Below are 16,628 nucleotides of genomic sequence, written 5' to 3' on the forward strand. Positions count from 1 at the left end.
ATATCCCCTTAACTGTTGTTCTCATCTTCGGAGTCGCTGTCAGAATCCTGGCTTTCATCATCTTCAGGATCGTCAGATTCATCTCCCTCATCTGATTCCTCTTCATCGTTTTCTGATTCAGAGTCTGTTGAATCGTCATCAGGTCCATTCTCATCATCTGAATCTTCGATATCTTCATCACTTTCGTCTTCTACTTCCTCATCTACTTCTTCTTCATCGTCTTCATCATATTGACTCTCGGCCCATTCGCCATCGGTAATCTCTCCGTCCTTGCTAGTGGTGTAAGTTCCCTCTCCTGCAAGCACTACGGAGCCTGTTCCTTCAGCGGTAAGTGAGATGTCGTCTCCACGCAGCATGACTGTAAGGCGACTACCCTCGATAGTCACATTTCCGCTGAGGTCGTGGAATACAAAAGCACGGTTGTTGTCGTCACTGTTGCCTGAATCGATATTTGAGGATTCATAGTTTGCATCATCGGTATTGATGGCTGCATCACCAGCCATATCCTTGACCACAAGCTTTGCATCGGTAGCTGTGATTCCCAGGAGGAGGTCACCTGAAAGCACTGCAGTTCCCTCGCCTTTTGCTTCGAGAGTACCAGTTCCGCTAAGAAGGACAACACCTTGTCTGTATTCTTTGATATCCTTGAGTATGTCCTTGAGCACGAGATTTGCCAGATTGATGTTCTTACCTGCCTCATTCATGTACCTGAGGGTTTCACCATATTCTGCATCTCCCTCTCTGAAGGTGTTCCTTGCCTGCTCGTAGTTTTCCTCAGCTTCTGTTATGTGCTCCTTATATTCATCAAGCATCTCTTCAAGTTCTTCAACATCTTCGCCGTTATCCTTCAAGCGCTGGATCTCATTCTCAAGGCGGACACTGAGTGCATTCGATGTCCTCAAAACAGACACCATTCTGTTGTTGATGTTCTTTGCTGAATCGGCTACCTGCTCTTTGCGTGCATCCTTCCAGATCTTGTTTATGTCCCTGGCAGCTTCCGCAAGTTCTTTTCTTGTACTAGCTTCTGCAAGTTCTTCCTTCTCTGCTTCCAGTTCCTCAATGTAGCTGTCATCAATATTCTCATTGCTTTCAATGAGGCTAATCATACGGTCGATGCTTGCATCAAGATAATCCTTAGCTGCCTGAAGTGCTTCTTCTGAATCAAGGTTCTTGTTATTGGCCTTTATCTTTGCAAAGTTGTCCTTTGCATCCATATAATTGGCACGTGCATCCTTTGCCTGCTTTACCTTGTCCCTTATTTTATTTGCATTCTGGTTCCTTGGCGCATCATCATCCGCATTGACCATATCCCGATCTCTGTCCTGTTGCTGTATGCCAGGTGCATCGTCGTTGTCGTCATCAATTTCTTCAGCTGTAGAACTTTCGTTCTCCTCAGTATCATTTGAAACTCCGTTGTTGCCGTTCATTCCGTTGTCTGAAGCCGCAAGTGCACCAGCAGATAGAACACTTACCAGCATAATGGCAACAGCGAAGTAAGCAATTATCTTAAATCCTGTGTTTTTCATTGTGTTTCCCTCTTTATCTCTTTAAATCTTTGAATATAATGTTACCAGTTATCCATGGTCGTGACTTATCTAATAGTAACTGTATTACAGGTCTTGGCAAATCCTGTCGCGATCATGCTTTTGGTTACCATTGCAATCAATGCTGCATTTGTCACATGATCTATCTCTGAGTTGGTCGCCAGCACAATTATTGATGTAATTGTCGCATGTTCCGTCTTGTAGTCTGTCACCATCGCAGTCGTTATTGAAGTTATCACATGTTCCGTCCTTTAGACAATCCTGGATAGGTTCTGCAAAAGCACCTACTGTAAATACGGTGGCTAACATAAGTGCCACAGCAATGCATGTTATTGTTCTGATCTTCATAGTCCTACTCCTTTTTCATTTCCCTTATTATTGGTTTGTGTCTGCAAGCTGCAATATTGGCAATATGCTTTACTTGCAATTACCCGATTATCAGATGCGGATATAAGCATGCTTTACTTTACTTACTTCGCCTGTCTTTACGTTCTCTTTTTAGAGACTTAAATAGCTTTATTTTTGGGTTTAAAACTTTATCATACTTTAAAAATCATTATTAAGAAAACATTATATGCCATCACTTCATAAATATACCTCTTGTGTCAGATAAGAAGATACTTTGCATATTGATCATAGCGTTTCTCATATGTAGCATCCTGGTAACAGCTGCAAATGATACGGCAAGTATTCACGGCGCTGTCTACGATTGGGATACCTTTTCTCCGCTTGAGAATGTCATTGTGGAGGTGAACTCAACTCCTTCCCAGTCCATACTTGCAAAGTACGGGTTGTATTCTTTTAATCTACCGCCGGGTGATTATCTGATTACAGCAAAATATTATAGTAACCAGACACTCGTCTACTACACCGAGGAAGAGATCACCATAAGTGATAATGGTGATTACGTACTGGATCTACTACTAACACCTACATATCTGCCTGGTACATTTAATGAAAACGATTTTTCCGAACTTGAGGAGATCGCAGCCCTTGCAGAAGATGAAAAGGGAGAAGGTTATGTTTCTCTACTTGCATTCGCCCTTGCTGCTATAGCGGTTCTTGGACTTTATTTTTACACAAAAGGTAAGAATAGGGGTGGTGAAGTTGTTTTGGTGGAGCAGCCGGAGGTTCATGATGTTCAAGCTGAGTCCATGCCTGATTATCCTGTTGCTGATGATCAGTCCCTGCCGGATGACCTTCAGGAAATGCTTGCCATTATAGCAAGCTCCGGTGGAAGGATGACCCAGAAGGAACTTCGAACAAAAGTCAAGTATTCTGAGGCAAAGGTCAGTCTGATGGTCTCGGACCTTGAGGACCGGGGTATTGTTCGAAAGTTTAGGAAAGGCCGTGGTAATGTTATTGTTTTGGAAGGTTATGAGTAAATAAACCAAAATGTATAACTGCATTTAATGAATATGAATAGAGAAATCACTTAATGTAATTTTATTAGAATTTATTATCATATGAGGTAGTACATGCGAGTTTCAATGGACCTTGAATTAAAGGATATTCCCGGGCAATTACTTCTTGCACTGAATCCAATTTCAGACTTTAAAGGCAATTTGATCACAGTGGTGCATCACCATGAAAAAAGGACACCCCGTGGTACAATTCCTGTACAGGTCGTGTTTGAGATAAAATCTGACAAGCTCGATGACATTATTTCCAGATTCGAGGAAAGCGGTATAGGCGTTGTAAGTGTTGACGAGAAACGCTATCTTGAACATGGGGCTGTGCTATTGATAGGTCATATAGTTCATACAGACATACAGGATACTATCGATAAGATCGATAATACGGGATGTGCAGAAGTCGTTGATCTTAACCTTTCAATGCCAAAGATAGATATGCCTTCTTCAGCTTCCTTAAAGATAGACGCTGTCAACAGGGAAGACCTTAATTCTACGATCAATCTGCTCAAAAAGATTGCCAAGGAGAAGGACTTGCTGGTTATAGAGCCGATAGAAAGCGAACTGAGGTTGATGTAAGTGAAAACGATACGTGCTTCTATTATAGGATTTGGGGCTGTGGGCCAGGGTGTTGCAAAGGTCATACTCTCAAAAAGCGATTATTTGAAGAATATAGGTATCGACCTTAAGGTCGTTGCAGTAGCAGATTCAAGAACCGCAGCAGTAGATTCCAATGGTCTTGATCTTTCTGCCGTCCTTTCCAGAAAGACTGAACAGGGTACTGTAGGTACTGATAACATAAGTGGTACTGAGATAATAAAGACCATTGATCACGAGCTTGTCATAGAAACCACCCCTACAAATATTGATACTGGTGGTGTGGGACTTGATAACATGGTAGCTGCTTTTGAGAAGGGTATTGATGTTGTGACATCCAACAAAGGACCTCTTGCACTTAAGTACTGTGAACTTGGCGAAATAGCAAAGAGTTCGGGTTCCCAATTCAAGTTCGAAGCTACCGTAGGGGGTGCAATGCCTATTATTAATCTTGCATCCGAAACTCTTGCAGGTAACAAGATACTGAGCATGGAGGGTATCTTAAATGGTACCTGTAATTACATACTCTGTCGCATGATGGAAGAGCATGCTCCTTACGAGCAGATGGTGGCAGAAGCCCAGGAACTGGGTATTGCAGAGACCGACCCTACCTATGATGTTGAAGGTATAGACACTGCCTGCAAACTTGTGATACTTGCAAATGCCATATTTGGGATGAATGCTACTTACAAGGACGTAACTGTGACCGGCATTACCAAAATAACACCTGAAGCACTTCTTATGGCCCACAATGATGGCTATGATATCAAGCTGATAGGTGAGGTAAGTGGCAGCAAGATCAATGTCGCCCCAAAACTTGTTCCAAAGGATAACCCACTCGCTGTTGGCGGAACCCTCAATGTTGCATCCTTGCAAACCGATATATCCGGCCCTGTCACAATTACTGGCAGAGGTGCGGGTTCGATAGAAACTGCAAGTGCCATATTGAGTGATATTATTTCCATCTACAGGGAATAATTCAGATATCATCTGAAATCTACGAGGTCATATGACAAGTTTCAGAGAATTCGCACAGGCATGTAAGGTGATAGAGGAAACTTCAGGTTCACTTGACATGACTGCACTTGTTGCTGATCTGTTTGACAGTGTAACTCCTGATGAACTCCCTGTGGTAACTCACTTTGTGATGGGTGAGATATTTCCTGCCTGGAGTTATGAGGAAGTTGGCGTTGGTGCCGGAATTCTCTTTTCCGCACTTGCCAAGGCAGCAGGTATTTCTGTAAAGGATATAGAGGAACTTGTCAGGGACACTGGTGATATTGGCAAGACGGCTGTCCTGGCACTCAACAAGAAGTCCAAAGGACAGGCAACTTTTTCATCTTTTCTTGAAGAGAAACATGAATTATCCATATTAGAGGTATTTGAACGCTTCAGGGATATTTCAAAGGTGTCAGGTAAAGGTTCCCAGGCATCCAAGATAAAGAATCTGCAGTATCTTTTTAATTCAGCTTCATCCGAAGAAGTTGGTTATATTTCTCTACTTGCCATAGAAGAGCTGAGGATAGGTGTTGGGGAGGGGCTAGTAAGAGATGCCATTGCAAAGGCATTCGATGTTCCTTCCGAGGATGTGGAACGTGGCTTCATGCTCACCAACGATATGGGACTTGTTGCAACGACTGCTAAAGAAGGTGGAGCGGATGCAGTGCGTGGACTTGGTCTTAAACTGAACCGTCCTATCAAGCTGATGCTTGCACAGATCACTCCTTCGGTGGAATCCGCACTTTCAGATATGGAAGAGGCTGCCATCGAGTGGAAGTTCGATGGTGCCAGGGTACAGATACACAAGGATGGTGACAATGTGATCCTTTATTCCCGCAGGCTTGAGGATATCACACATTCTCTCCCGGATATCGTGGAATCTGTCCGAAAATTCGTACATGCCGATACTGCAATACTCGATGGTGAAGCTGTTGCAATAGATGGGAATGGACGGCCCAGGGCATTCCAGGACATACTGAAGCGTTTCAGAAGAAAGCACGATGTTAGTTCCACTGCAAAGGAAATTCCACTGACGCTTAATCTATTTGATATAATGTATCTTAACGGAGAAAATCTGATAGAAGAATCTCTTGTTAAGAGAAGGGAACTGCTCTTATCATGTGTTGAGAACGATACCACCATTCATGTTGATGCTCAGGTAGTAACAAACGATCTGGAAGAGGTTGACAGGATATACACTGAGGCTCTTAAGGGGGGGCATGAAGGTATAATGATCAAGAATCCAAATTCGCCTTACTCTCCTGGAAAACGTGGCAAGAACTGGTTGAAAAAGAAGCCTGTGATGGAAACCCTGGACCTCTTAGTAATTGGTGCTGAATGGGGATATGGTAGACGTACCAGCTTAATGGGCTCCTATGCACTGGCATGTCATGATAATCAAACCGGCAGGTTCCTGCCTGTAGGTAAGGTGGCTACTGGTTTTTCAGATGAGCAACTTACAGAGCTAACTGAGATGTTTTCCGAGCTTATCGTGATGGAATCCGGCAAGGAGATCGAACTGAAGCCCGAGGTAGTTTTCGAAGTGGCTTTTGAGGAGATCCAGAAGAGCAGCAACTATGAATCTGGTTATGCCCTGCGCTTTCCCCGGCTTGTCAATATAAGGGATGATAAATCGGTCGAGGATGTCGAGACTATTGAGCGCATTGGAGAGATGTATCGCTTGCAAAGGGAAAGAAGCTAAACTTTTTTGCAAACATTAATATGCAGACTCTTCAAATTATGAACCACAAATAAGGATTCTGTGATCAAATGATGAAAAAGATATTTGCAATTTTTATGATATTCTGTTTCCTGTTCCTTGCAGGTTGTGTGGAAGATACATCTTCGGATATGGAAGATGTGCAGGATACTGTGGATGAAGGGGAAGAATTACAGGAAGATCTGGATGGTACCGGGGTCTATAATGAAACAAATACTACAGGGCCAAAAACAGTGATCGTTTATCTGGAGAACTATGCATTCGATCCTTATGTTGTTACCATCTCAGCTGGTGATACTGTAAAATGGGTTAAGAATGACCATCCTGCCCAGATAATCAAAGGAAATATTTTCCAGTCACAAACCATGAGGGAAGGGGATACCTATAGTTTCACCTTCGAAGAGCCTGGAAATTATGACTATCAGATAGTCACCCATCCCTGGACTCCAGGTGGGATAGTTGTTGTTGAATAAAGTTCGAATTTTTGTTCTCTGCGATCAGGACTTGCCCAAGTCCTGTTTTCACATATTTTGAATTGCTTTTCATGCAAAAAATTAATCATGTTGGGTTATTAAATAATAAATTGCGGATGAGTGGATTTTGGTGGTGTGGCAAATAGATGACAAATATACCTTTGATGTCAATAATTGTGCCAGTTGTATTATTGTTGAGCTTTCTTGCCTACTATATCTTCGTACCTAAGAATCACAGGAGAAAATATGCTGATATCAGCTTGAAAGGTAAGTATGCTTACTATTTGTTTTTCAATTTACTGCCTTACCTGTTGATCGTTTCTTTTGTTTACCTATTTGTGAAGTTCCAGAATCTTATCGTTGACTATCTCAATATAGTTCCATATTATGAACTGGCGGAGTACATCTTTTTACTTGAAGGGGGTACTGTAAGTCTTTTCCAGAATATCATGACTCCGGGGCTGACCTACTTCAGTGCATTCATATATATATTCGGATTTTCCTTCCTTCTGATATTCACTTTTGTTGTACTCATCAGTACTAAAAAAGTGGAAGCTCTGCAGGAGTATGCTATTTCAATAACTATCATTTATCTCGTGGCATTCCCATTCTACATATTCACACCGGTTAGGGTGACTGGTTATACTCTGCCTTCTGTTGTTCCTTTGCTCTATGAGCTCAATCCAATAATATATGAGGTATTGAGCAGTGTTGATCCTTATCTGGACAATTGCTTTCCAAGCCTGCACGCTGCCCTTTCTACAATGGCAATGCTGGTTATCGTGTTCCGTACTGACCTTAAAAAATTCAAAGTAATGGTAGTAATTCTGGCACTGCTTATCCAGTTCACCATATTCTATCTGGGGATACATTGGATAAGTGATTTCATTGCCGGCATTTTGCTTGCATTTTTGAGTTATTATATTGCTACCAGATACAGGATGAGAATAATCAAGACTGTGGCCTATTTGTTCAGTTTGGAGGGTGACGAATGGAAGGATTAGATCCATCTGTCCCACTGGAAAATGTTTCCGATCCAAAAGGGCTTCATATACAATTCTATGTTCTTTCCCTTTCCAAGCTTTTCAAGGACCTGGGTACAGGAATGCTGGCATTTTTAATTCCCCTTTATATTGTCAACCTTCATAGTCCGAATTTCGATGCTGTTCCACTTGTTGTAAAAGCCGGTATCGTAGCAACAGTATTTGGATTTTCAAATGCTCTGTCCCAGCCATTTTTGGGTAAGTTTTCTGACAGGATAAACCGGAGAAAACCCTTTGTACTTGTGGGATTGGGTGGGTTCACCATCCTGTCCGCTATGTATGCCAACACAGATGTATTCGAAATTGTTGTTCTGCTGCGCATGGTGCAGGGTGTTACCGTTGCTGCCATGGTTCCTGCAATAGTTGCCATGGTGACACATTTTTCAACGACCCATACCCGGGGAAAAGCCATAGGGATATATTCATCACTCCGTGGCTTTGGTTTTGGTAGTGGCTCGATCCTGGGTGGTTTCATTGTGGATCAGTATGGTTTCACCCCTGCTTTCTATGCATGTGCATTTCTCGGCCTGTTAAGTACCTTGCTGGTATATTTCTTTGTCAATGAGACTTATGATGACTCCGGCAGTGCAGACCAGTCTTTGCAGTTGCAGGATAATAATTCACAGTTTGTGATACTTGCAATAGCTATATTCACGATGATGGTGGGAATAATGGTCATCTTTGCCTTCCTTCCTGAGTATGAAACAAAGCTCAACACAACAAAATTATCGTTGAGCATTGCAGTTTCCGCCTATGTGCTGGTGAGAGTACTATTTCAAACTCCGGTGGGTTTACTTTCCGACAGGTTTGGGAGAAAAAGAATCCTTGCTTTGGGCCTACTTATGAACGTTCCGATAGTAATTGGACTTGGTCAGGTAGAAAGCATAGACATGTTAATTGGTCTGAGGGCTCTGCAGGGGATATCAATGGCTGCAGTAGAAACACCTCTTATGGCTCTTGCAGTGGAACTTACGGGTGGTTCTGCTGTAAGTTCAAAGATAAGTATGATAACAGCTTCCCAGGCAGCAGGTATGGCACTTGGACCACTACTGGGTGGAATTCTGGGTGGATATGTTTCCTTTGAAGCACCGTTCAATATCTGCGGCATCATGATGATCCTATCATTTTTCATGGTGCTGATCAAAATAAAAGAGCCAAAACGAATTCCTGTTGATTGATCAAATGTTATGTGTTTCCATTGGTCTTAAAACTCATAAAGGATTTTTCAATATCTTTCCTTTCTTTTATATCATAGAAGATGATCACTGTTCCAATAGTTTCATTGTTCCTATTGTTGATGGGTGATCCGAGGATGTCTACTGGAATATTGTTATCATTTTTTGAAATGAGTATGGTCTGATCAGCAAGTCCATAGAATGAACCTTCTTTTAAGACTTTATCAGTGGGGCTGCCTGCATATTCTCCCGTATCTTCGCAAACAACCTTGAATATTTCTTCTATGTTCTTCCCCAGAGCTTCTTCTTCTCTGTAGCCAGTCAAAGCCTGGGCGAGAGGGTTGATGAGTTTTATCTTACCCTTTGGGTCGGTGGTAATTATTGCATCGCCTATATTGTTCAATATAGATGTGATCCACTTTTCTTTTTCGAAGAGCTTTTCTTTTTCCAGTTCATTTTTATGAAGGGCAATTTCTATATTTGTTCGAAGTTCTCTCTCTTCAAATGGTTTCAGTATATGCCCGAACGGAGCTGTCATTTTAGCTCTTTGGAGTGTTTTTTCATCAGAATAGGCAGTTAAGTAAATAATCGGTATATTCAGGGTATCATGAATTATTCTGGCTGTTTCAACACCATCCATTTTTCCTTTCAGGACTATATCCATCAGGATAAGGTCTGGATGATATGCCTCTGCCATTTTCAGAGCATCTTCTCCCTTTGAGGCCATACATGGGACTGAGTATCCAAAATTCTCAAGACTATCTTTTATGTCCATGGCAACTATTTTTTCGTCTTCGACGATCATTATTTTTTTGTTTTTCATGAATAGTCCCTTCTTTTATAGGATAGCTCTTTGAAAGTTATTTTGAATTCTGTACCATTTTCATTTTTAAGCTCCAGGTCACCTTCAATTTGTTCAACCAGGGAGTTCACAAGTTGCAAACCAAGTGAATCAGTGTTTTTGAAATCCAGGTGATCAGGGAATCCAATTCCATTGTCCGAAATAACAAGTTCATATCCTTCTTCTCCGTCAGGTTTCATTTCTATTTTGATCTCACCGGAGCCTTCCTTGAAAGCATGTTTCAGAGAATTTGATACGATCTCATTAATTATCAAACCAAGTGGTATGGACGTATCTATGCCCAAAGTTATGTCTTCAACATTTATATTTATTTTGACATCCTTTCTTAAATCTTCGTATGAACTTACTAAATATTCAACTAAACTTTTAATATACTTCCTCAAATTGATGTCATCGAGATTATGTGATTGGTATAGTCTTTCATGTGCAATTGCCATTGATCTTGCGCGGTGCTGGCTTTTCCTGAAAGCTTCTATAACTTGAGGGTCGTTGAATTTTCTTGACTGGAGTTTTAACAGGCTTGATATCACCTGGAGGTTATTCTTGACCCTGTGATGGATCTCTTTTAAAAGCAGGTCCTTCTTACGCAAATTTTCAGTTTGCTTGATCTCGGTGACATCTGTTACAACTGACATTACTTCATCTTCCCCACTTGCCACGATGCGAGCTTCGAAATCTCTCATCTCGTCTTTGATGGGCAGCTGGTAATGCATTGTTTGCATTTTATTTGTTTCAAGTGCTTTTTCAATGATCTTCAACTCTTCTGCAGCAATATTTTCGGGTAATACATCATTGATGTTTATGCCCAGTGGTACATTGGGAGATTCGTAAAGGCATTCTTCCATTGAAAGCTTGTAACTGCATATTGTTCCATCTCTTTTGACCTGAAACATCATGTCAGGGATGGCCTGAATTATGGCTTTTATAGTTTTATCTCTTTTAGCAATGGCTTCATGGGACTTTTCAAGTGATTCCAGCATTCTGTTGGCTGAAGTACTAATATGTGCAATTTCATCATCATCCTCTTCATCAAGGCGACTTGAAAATGCTTTGTTCCTTCCAATATAGTCCAGTCTGGCGTTGAGTGAATTGAGCTTGGATATGATCATATTCTCCAGCAGGGACAGGACAACACCTCCAAATACGGCGGCTACTACCAGAAGTGTGAACAAGAGATATGCTGTGGTAGTTTTTCCCTGTCGGTGTATGATCCTTGTCATCTCTACGCTAAGTTCAATGGAAGGATTTCCATAGATGTCTTCCAGAATTAATGAACCAATAATTATGCTTTCATTTACCGGATCAATGGAAATCATTTTTTCAGAAACAGTTTCCTCCAACACAGGCTCTATGTGTTCCATTCCCAGTGTTGTTCTGGTTCTTTCGGACATAACTGCCATTTCAGCAGAATTGAGGTGGCGTCCCATGATAACAACTCTGCCTGGCTCACCTGTCATATTGCTAAAGGTTATTGGCTGGGATGTTATCATCATTATGTTGTCTTCAAGGGCTAAATATCCTGTTTTTCGACTGTAGACATCTTCATGTTCGAAGAGGTAACTCTCATTTTCAAGGTGTTCTATGATATACTCGAATGTGTGTATCTCTTTTTCATTTACAAGATCCATACCTTTTGCATAGATCAGGTCGCCTGAAGTATCATAAAAAAAAGCAAAATTGATCCTTTGATTAATGAAAGTACCATCCATCAGATAATTCTCAACGTAACTTGTATCATTTTCGGAAACGAATTGGTATGTTTCATCCCACACAGACCAATCTGCAGTTTTTTTTTCAAGGTCCACAAGGTCATTATTGATGAGATCCCTCGCACTGAAAACATCTTTTTTCAGTTCTTCTTCCTCAAGATAGTCATAACTATTCATTATAACAAGTTGCGAGCTTAGATAAAGGGCGATTATAAGCCCGATCAAAGTTACACCGATAATGGTCAATGTCTTGTTACGTAATGAAGCCATGTAAGTGCACTACCTCTGGATGAATGATGCATAAATAAGTATATACATTTTCATAAAATAATATAAGTATGTGCATATTATCTGTATATAAATATTTCTATATGTTTAAATTGCATTCAGTGTTGTAATTACCACAAATTAGCCAAAAAAGAGTTTAATTATTTATGTGCTATAAAAAAAATAAGCATCAAGGTTTTCATGGAAATGGTATGTAACCATTTCACATCGATTTTACCCTACGACGCTCATTTCAGGAATCCTGATGGAAGGTGTAACTGCTCCTCCTACCTGACGCACATCTTTCCCGGCTCCATCAACTTTCAGGAGCATGTCAAAGATATTGCCTGATATCATCAGTGATTTGATGGGTTTGTCTATCTTTCCATCTTTTATGGTAAATGCATTCCTTGCTTCTACCGAGAAATCTCCTGATATACCATTGGCTGTGTGGGCACCTATGACTGTATTTATGTAGATGCCTTCATTTGTATCGGCAATGATGTCAGTACCGGGTATGTCTATAATGAAGTTTCGAGTGCCGACAGAGGGTGTTGAGAAGTATGAGCCTCGGGTCCCATTTCCTGTACTTTTCACGTTATCCTTTCCAGCTGTGTAGCTGTCATAAAGATATGATCTGAACATTCCATTTTCAATTACGGCAGTCCTTTGTGAGTGGACTCCTTCATCATCGGATATTCCAGTTTCAATGCCGCCTTCAAGTAGTCCATCATCAATGATGGAAAGCTCTGTTGCAGCCAACTGTTCTCCTATTTTTCCAATAAGGTTTGAACGTCCTTTTTGAACATTATCCGCGTCAATGGATGGGACAAATGTATTATCGATAAGATCTGAAAATGCAAACGGATGCATTATGACGTTTGTTTTATGTGCCTCTATTGATATTGCATTCTGTGATCTTTTGGCAAGCTCTGCAGCATTTATGCCAATCATTTTAAAATCTATATCATCATTTCTTGAGACTGCAAAATCATAAGCTGTTGAAGTATCACCTGAACTTGTGATCACGTCCACAAATCCTGAAATACCGGTTCCGTTCTCTTCCACCTCAACATCATTGGTGTTCATTATCAGGCTTTTTCCATAAGTTCTGGAGAAATTGCCTGATGTGACAATTACTTCCGGAACTGTTCTGGAACCATCTATCATTTTCATTGTTTGCCTGATACAATCGTCCAGTTCCATGTCTTTTAGCTTTGGGTCAAATATTCCTGAAACACTTGGGTATTTTTCATTGGATGGCAATGATACCCAGTCGGGGTCACTGTCCCTTACCTTTGCAGAGCTGACTGCATTTTTGGCAGTATCTTCTATGCGGCTCATTATATTGGTGCTGGCAAATCCTACCGCTCCATTGATAACTGCACGGATGCCAAGTCCCTGTGAAACACTTTCTTTTGCACCTTCTATCTCGTCCTTACGGATATCAACAGAAGTCTTGTGACTTTCCATTATGAATATCTCTGCCTCATCAGCTCCAAAGCCAAGTGCAGCCTTCAATCCTTTCTGTGCCATTTCGTACATTTTCAGGCACCTCCTACCAGTGCTTCGGATATCATAAGATGTGGTGATCCATCAGTAACAGGTACTAACTGCCCGCTTTTACCGCATCTTCCTGAGTTCATCTTCAGGTCATTGCCAACCATCTTAACATTGTTCAGTATCTCCATTGTATTTCCCGATAGTGATACATCTCTTATCAAGGTGGTAAGTTCACCATTTTCGATGAGATATCCTTTTTCAGCGTTGAACTGGAAGACGCCTTCACCTGTGTTGACCTGTCCCCCTCTTGAACCTATGAGGTACATTCCATCTCCGATCTCTTCGAGCATCTCTTCAAATTTTGAGTTGCCGTTATCGATATATGTGTTGCTCATTCTGACGACCGGTCTTGAGTGTCCCTGTGACCTGCTATGTCCGGGAATCCCACCAAGTTTTTCTGCAGTTTCTCTGGAATGCAGGTATGAACTGAGTACTCCATTCTCTATGATCGTTGTTTTCCTGGCCTGTGCACCTTCATCATCGAATGGGAAATAGCCATATTCATGCATTGTAGGGTCATCTATTATCGTAATAAGTGGGGATGCTATCTGCTGTCCTATCCTGTTCTCAAGAATAGAACTTCCTTCAAGCACCAGGTCTGCTTCGGATGCATGTCCGACGGCTTCATGAGCGAAAACTCCTGCCAGTTCCGGATCAAGGATAACAGGCATGTTTCCACCTTTTGCAGGTTTTGCATTCAGTAGTTCAAGAGCTGTGTTTGCAGCATTTTCCGCTAGTTTGCCTGCATCATGCTGTTCAAATATCTCGTACCCTGTAACTCCGAACCTGCTTTCTCTTCCTGCCTGGTATACACCATTTTCCGATGCCACTGCGCTTATTGCAAAACCAGTTCTGATAAGTTCATATTCGCCTTCGATACCATTTGAATCGCTATACTTTACCTTTACCACTGATTCACTGTAAACGGCACTTGAGCTACTGATGCCATCTTTTCTGGCATATGAGCCTATTTCCTGGAGCTGCTTTACCTTTTCTTCAAGTGAGATGTCCTGTGGGTCGATCTTCACTTTGGGATGGTTGGTAACAACAGGATTTTGAATATCCTTCAGTTTTACTTTTTCTTTGGGAGATTTATCGTTCATACTTTCAGCAAGCTCTGATGCAGAACGTATGGCTTTTTCAAGGTCAAAATCCCCGTCAGCTGACGTAAATCCCCATGAGCCACCGCATAGTGCTCTAACACCTGCTCCTTTAGTATAGTTAACAGATACCTGTTCGATCTTCCCATTGTCGAGAACTATGGATGTGCTTGTTCCCTCAATGATCCTTGTGTCAAAAAAGTCTACACTATGCATGTTTTACTCCCAAAATAATAAAAATCCCTGCTTATGCAGGGACAACGTCTGGTAAATCAACATTCAGGTTGAGGTTCATCATATTCTGAAGTTTCTCAACTATCATGTTCTTCTTAGGTCCGACAAGACTGTGCTCGATAACTTCCACAATATTTGTTACCGCCACAATTTCTATCTTATCTTTATAGGCTTCTTCTATCATGACATCAGCCTCATTGGATTTCGGAATGATCACTTTCTTTATTCCTGCCTGGGCTGCCGCTTCTATCTTGTAGGTGGCACCACCAATTGGTAATACATCTCCGCGGACAGAAAGCGATCCTGTCATTGCAACTGACTGGTCAATGGGTATTCCTTCAAGAGCAGATATGACTGCAGTGGCTATGGATATTGACGCACTATCTCCTTCTACACCCTCATAGGTTCCGATGAACTGTATGTGGATATCGCGGTTGGTAATGTCAGTACCTGTGACATTCTTAATAACTGCCGATACGTTTTGAACAGCTTCTTTTGCAATATCCTTGAGCATCCCAGTAGCAATTACCTTTCCTTCTGCATTGGATTGTGCCGGTGTTACTCCTGCCATGATCGGAAGTACGATGCCTGAATCTCCTCCCATGACTGCAAGTCCGTTGACTCTTCCAATTGCTTCTCCTTTCTTCTGGAACAGTTCGTAATCCTTCTTGCGTTCAAGGTAACTGTCAGCAAGCTGCTGTTCTATGGATCGTGCCATTTTCTTAGCTGCAAGCACATGGTCTGCAGTTGTGATCTTGGCATCTTCGGAATGTGCTATATCTCCGGCAACTCTTACAAGTCCACCAAGGTCACGCAATTTAACCGTAAGGTGGCCCTTTCGACCTGCTCTTCTCTGAGCTTCCCGTATCACTTCATCCACAGCACCCTTGTCAAATGGTGGTATGTGTCCATCCCGCATGACTTCCTGTGCTACAAAACGCACAAGGTTCTTGCGGTTCTCAGGGGTATCTTCCATGGAATCTCTCATGAACAACTCATATCCATATCCCTTTATACGGGATCGAAGAGCTGGGTGCATCTTTTCCATGGCATCCAGGTTTCCGGCTGCAACCATTATGAAGTCACATGGCACAGGCTCTGTCTTTACCAGAGCACCTGAGCTTCTCTCAGATTGTCCGGTAATCGGATATTCGTTTTCCTGGAGTGCTGTAAGCAGGCTCTGCTGTGATTCAAGGCTCAAAGTATTGATCTCATCAATGAAAAGCACACCTTTGTGTGATTTGTGTATATCACCACTTTCAACCCTATCGTGTGAAGGTGTTTCCAGTCCGCCTGACTGGAATGGGTCGTGCCTTACATCTCCAAGAAGTGCACCTGCATGTGTTCCGGTAGCATCTATGAATGAAGCGTGCTCTTTCTGATAATTCGATACTATCAGTTTAGGGATCATCAGTTCGTCTTTTGGCAGGAACTGGCGTGTAAGTAATAGTATCATGATGGCTGCGATAATACCCCAAAGCAGTTGTCCGACATAGAAGGAATACACAATGATACCAAATACCAGTATCATCATCAGCATATTGCGTGATTGCGCCTTTTTCTGCGCTTCCATCTTGTGGGCCATTACGATCTCCCTGCCTTTTCCGGCAGGAACTGACCTTATCTTTGGATTATTATTATCTTCAGGATTTGGATACACCATTATATCCTGTAATTCTTCCATTGGAAGAAGCTCGGCCATTGCCTTTGCAAGTAATGATTTACCTGTACCGGGGCTTCCGATCATCATTACATGTCTTCGCTGGCTTGCTGCTTTTTTAACAACCTCAACTGCATGTTCCTGGCCTATGATCTGATCGATCAGCAACTCAGGTACATCGATGGAGTCTGTTGTTTCAAAAGCATCGTTGTACAATTCCGTCTCATCGCCGGATGTTGTTATTTCATTCTCCATAGTCGACTCACGAAG

At 41.8% G+C, this 16,628-nt stretch carries 14 protein-coding genes; 7 read left to right on the forward strand and 7 right to left on the reverse strand.

Features of this window, described 5'->3' with window-relative positions; all coding sequences use genetic code 11:
- Positions 1 to 8 precede the first annotated feature (8 nt).
- Entirely contained in the window at positions 9 to 1,526 is a 1,518-nt protein-coding gene (locus V7O66_RS01200) for a hypothetical protein (RefSeq protein WP_406661167.1), read from the reverse strand.
- An 84-nt stretch (positions 1,527 to 1,610) separates the two neighbouring features.
- Complete coding sequence (locus V7O66_RS01205; RefSeq protein ID WP_406661168.1) at positions 1,611 to 1,892, reverse strand: hypothetical protein; 282 nt, start codon at positions 1,890 to 1,892, stop codon at positions 1,611 to 1,613.
- A 254-nt stretch (positions 1,893 to 2,146) separates the two neighbouring features.
- Here V7O66_RS01205 and V7O66_RS01210 point away from each other — a divergent pair, with 254 nt between their 5' ends.
- The 7 genes from V7O66_RS01210 to V7O66_RS01240 all read left to right on the forward strand — a co-directional run bounded on the left by V7O66_RS01210 (position 2,147) and on the right by V7O66_RS01240 (position 8,966).
- Positions 2,147 to 2,929 (forward strand): hypothetical protein, encoded by a 783-nt coding sequence (locus V7O66_RS01210; RefSeq protein ID WP_406661169.1) that lies wholly within the window; start codon positions 2,147 to 2,149, stop codon positions 2,927 to 2,929.
- A 93-nt stretch (positions 2,930 to 3,022) separates the two neighbouring features.
- Positions 3,023 to 3,535 (forward strand): amino acid-binding protein, encoded by a 513-nt coding sequence (locus V7O66_RS01215; RefSeq protein WP_406661170.1) that lies wholly within the window; start codon positions 3,023 to 3,025, stop codon positions 3,533 to 3,535.
- The gene (locus V7O66_RS01220; protein ID WP_406661171.1) at positions 3,536 to 4,531 is read left to right on the forward strand and encodes a homoserine dehydrogenase; all 996 of its coding nucleotides are present in this window, start codon (positions 3,536 to 3,538) and stop codon (positions 4,529 to 4,531) included.
- A gap of 31 nt (positions 4,532 to 4,562) precedes the next feature.
- On the forward strand, positions 4,563 to 6,254 hold the full coding sequence (locus tag V7O66_RS01225; protein ID WP_406661172.1) for an ATP-dependent DNA ligase: 1,692 nt from the start codon (positions 4,563 to 4,565) through the stop codon (positions 6,252 to 6,254).
- A 95-nt stretch (positions 6,255 to 6,349) separates the two neighbouring features.
- Complete coding sequence (locus V7O66_RS01230) at positions 6,350 to 6,745, forward strand: hypothetical protein (protein WP_406661173.1); 396 nt, start codon at positions 6,350 to 6,352, stop codon at positions 6,743 to 6,745.
- A gap of 146 nt (positions 6,746 to 6,891) precedes the next feature.
- Positions 6,892 to 7,749, forward strand: a complete 858-nt coding sequence (locus tag V7O66_RS01235; RefSeq protein ID WP_406661174.1) for a phosphatase PAP2 family protein — start codon at positions 6,892 to 6,894, stop codon at positions 7,747 to 7,749.
- On the forward strand, positions 7,737 to 8,966 hold the full coding sequence (locus tag V7O66_RS01240) for an MFS transporter (protein ID WP_406661175.1): 1,230 nt from the start codon (positions 7,737 to 7,739) through the stop codon (positions 8,964 to 8,966). Before V7O66_RS01235 ends, V7O66_RS01240 begins: the two co-directional genes overlap by 13 nt.
- Before the next feature lie 7 nt (positions 8,967 to 8,973).
- Here V7O66_RS01240 and V7O66_RS01245 read toward each other — a convergent pair whose 3' ends face one another.
- The 5 genes from V7O66_RS01245 to lonB all read right to left on the reverse strand — a co-directional run bounded on the left by V7O66_RS01245 (position 8,974) and on the right by lonB (position 16,613).
- Complete coding sequence (locus V7O66_RS01245; protein ID WP_406661176.1) at positions 8,974 to 9,786, reverse strand: response regulator; 813 nt, start codon at positions 9,784 to 9,786, stop codon at positions 8,974 to 8,976.
- Positions 9,783 to 11,804 (reverse strand): CHASE4 domain-containing protein, encoded by a 2,022-nt coding sequence (locus V7O66_RS01250; RefSeq protein WP_406661177.1) that lies wholly within the window; start codon positions 11,802 to 11,804, stop codon positions 9,783 to 9,785. Before V7O66_RS01250 ends, V7O66_RS01245 begins: the two co-directional genes overlap by 4 nt.
- A gap of 231 nt (positions 11,805 to 12,035) precedes the next feature.
- Positions 12,036 to 13,346: a TldD/PmbA family protein gene (locus V7O66_RS01255; protein WP_406661178.1), complete on the reverse strand. Its 1,311-nt coding sequence runs from the start codon at positions 13,344 to 13,346 to the stop codon at positions 12,036 to 12,038.
- 2 nt (positions 13,347 to 13,348) lie between these two features.
- Positions 13,349 to 14,680, reverse strand: a complete 1,332-nt coding sequence (locus tag V7O66_RS01260) for a TldD/PmbA family protein (protein ID WP_406661179.1) — start codon at positions 14,678 to 14,680, stop codon at positions 13,349 to 13,351.
- Between the two features lie 31 nt (positions 14,681 to 14,711).
- On the reverse strand, positions 14,712 to 16,613 hold the full coding sequence (lonB, locus tag V7O66_RS01265) for an ATP-dependent protease LonB (protein ID WP_406661180.1): 1,902 nt from the start codon (positions 16,611 to 16,613) through the stop codon (positions 14,712 to 14,714).
- Between the last annotated feature and the right edge of the window lie 15 nt (positions 16,614 to 16,628).

Origin of the sequence: Methanolobus sp. ZRKC3, assembly GCF_045291275.1 — an archaeon.
Lineage (GTDB): Archaea > Halobacteriota > Methanosarcinia > Methanosarcinales > Methanosarcinaceae > Methanolobus.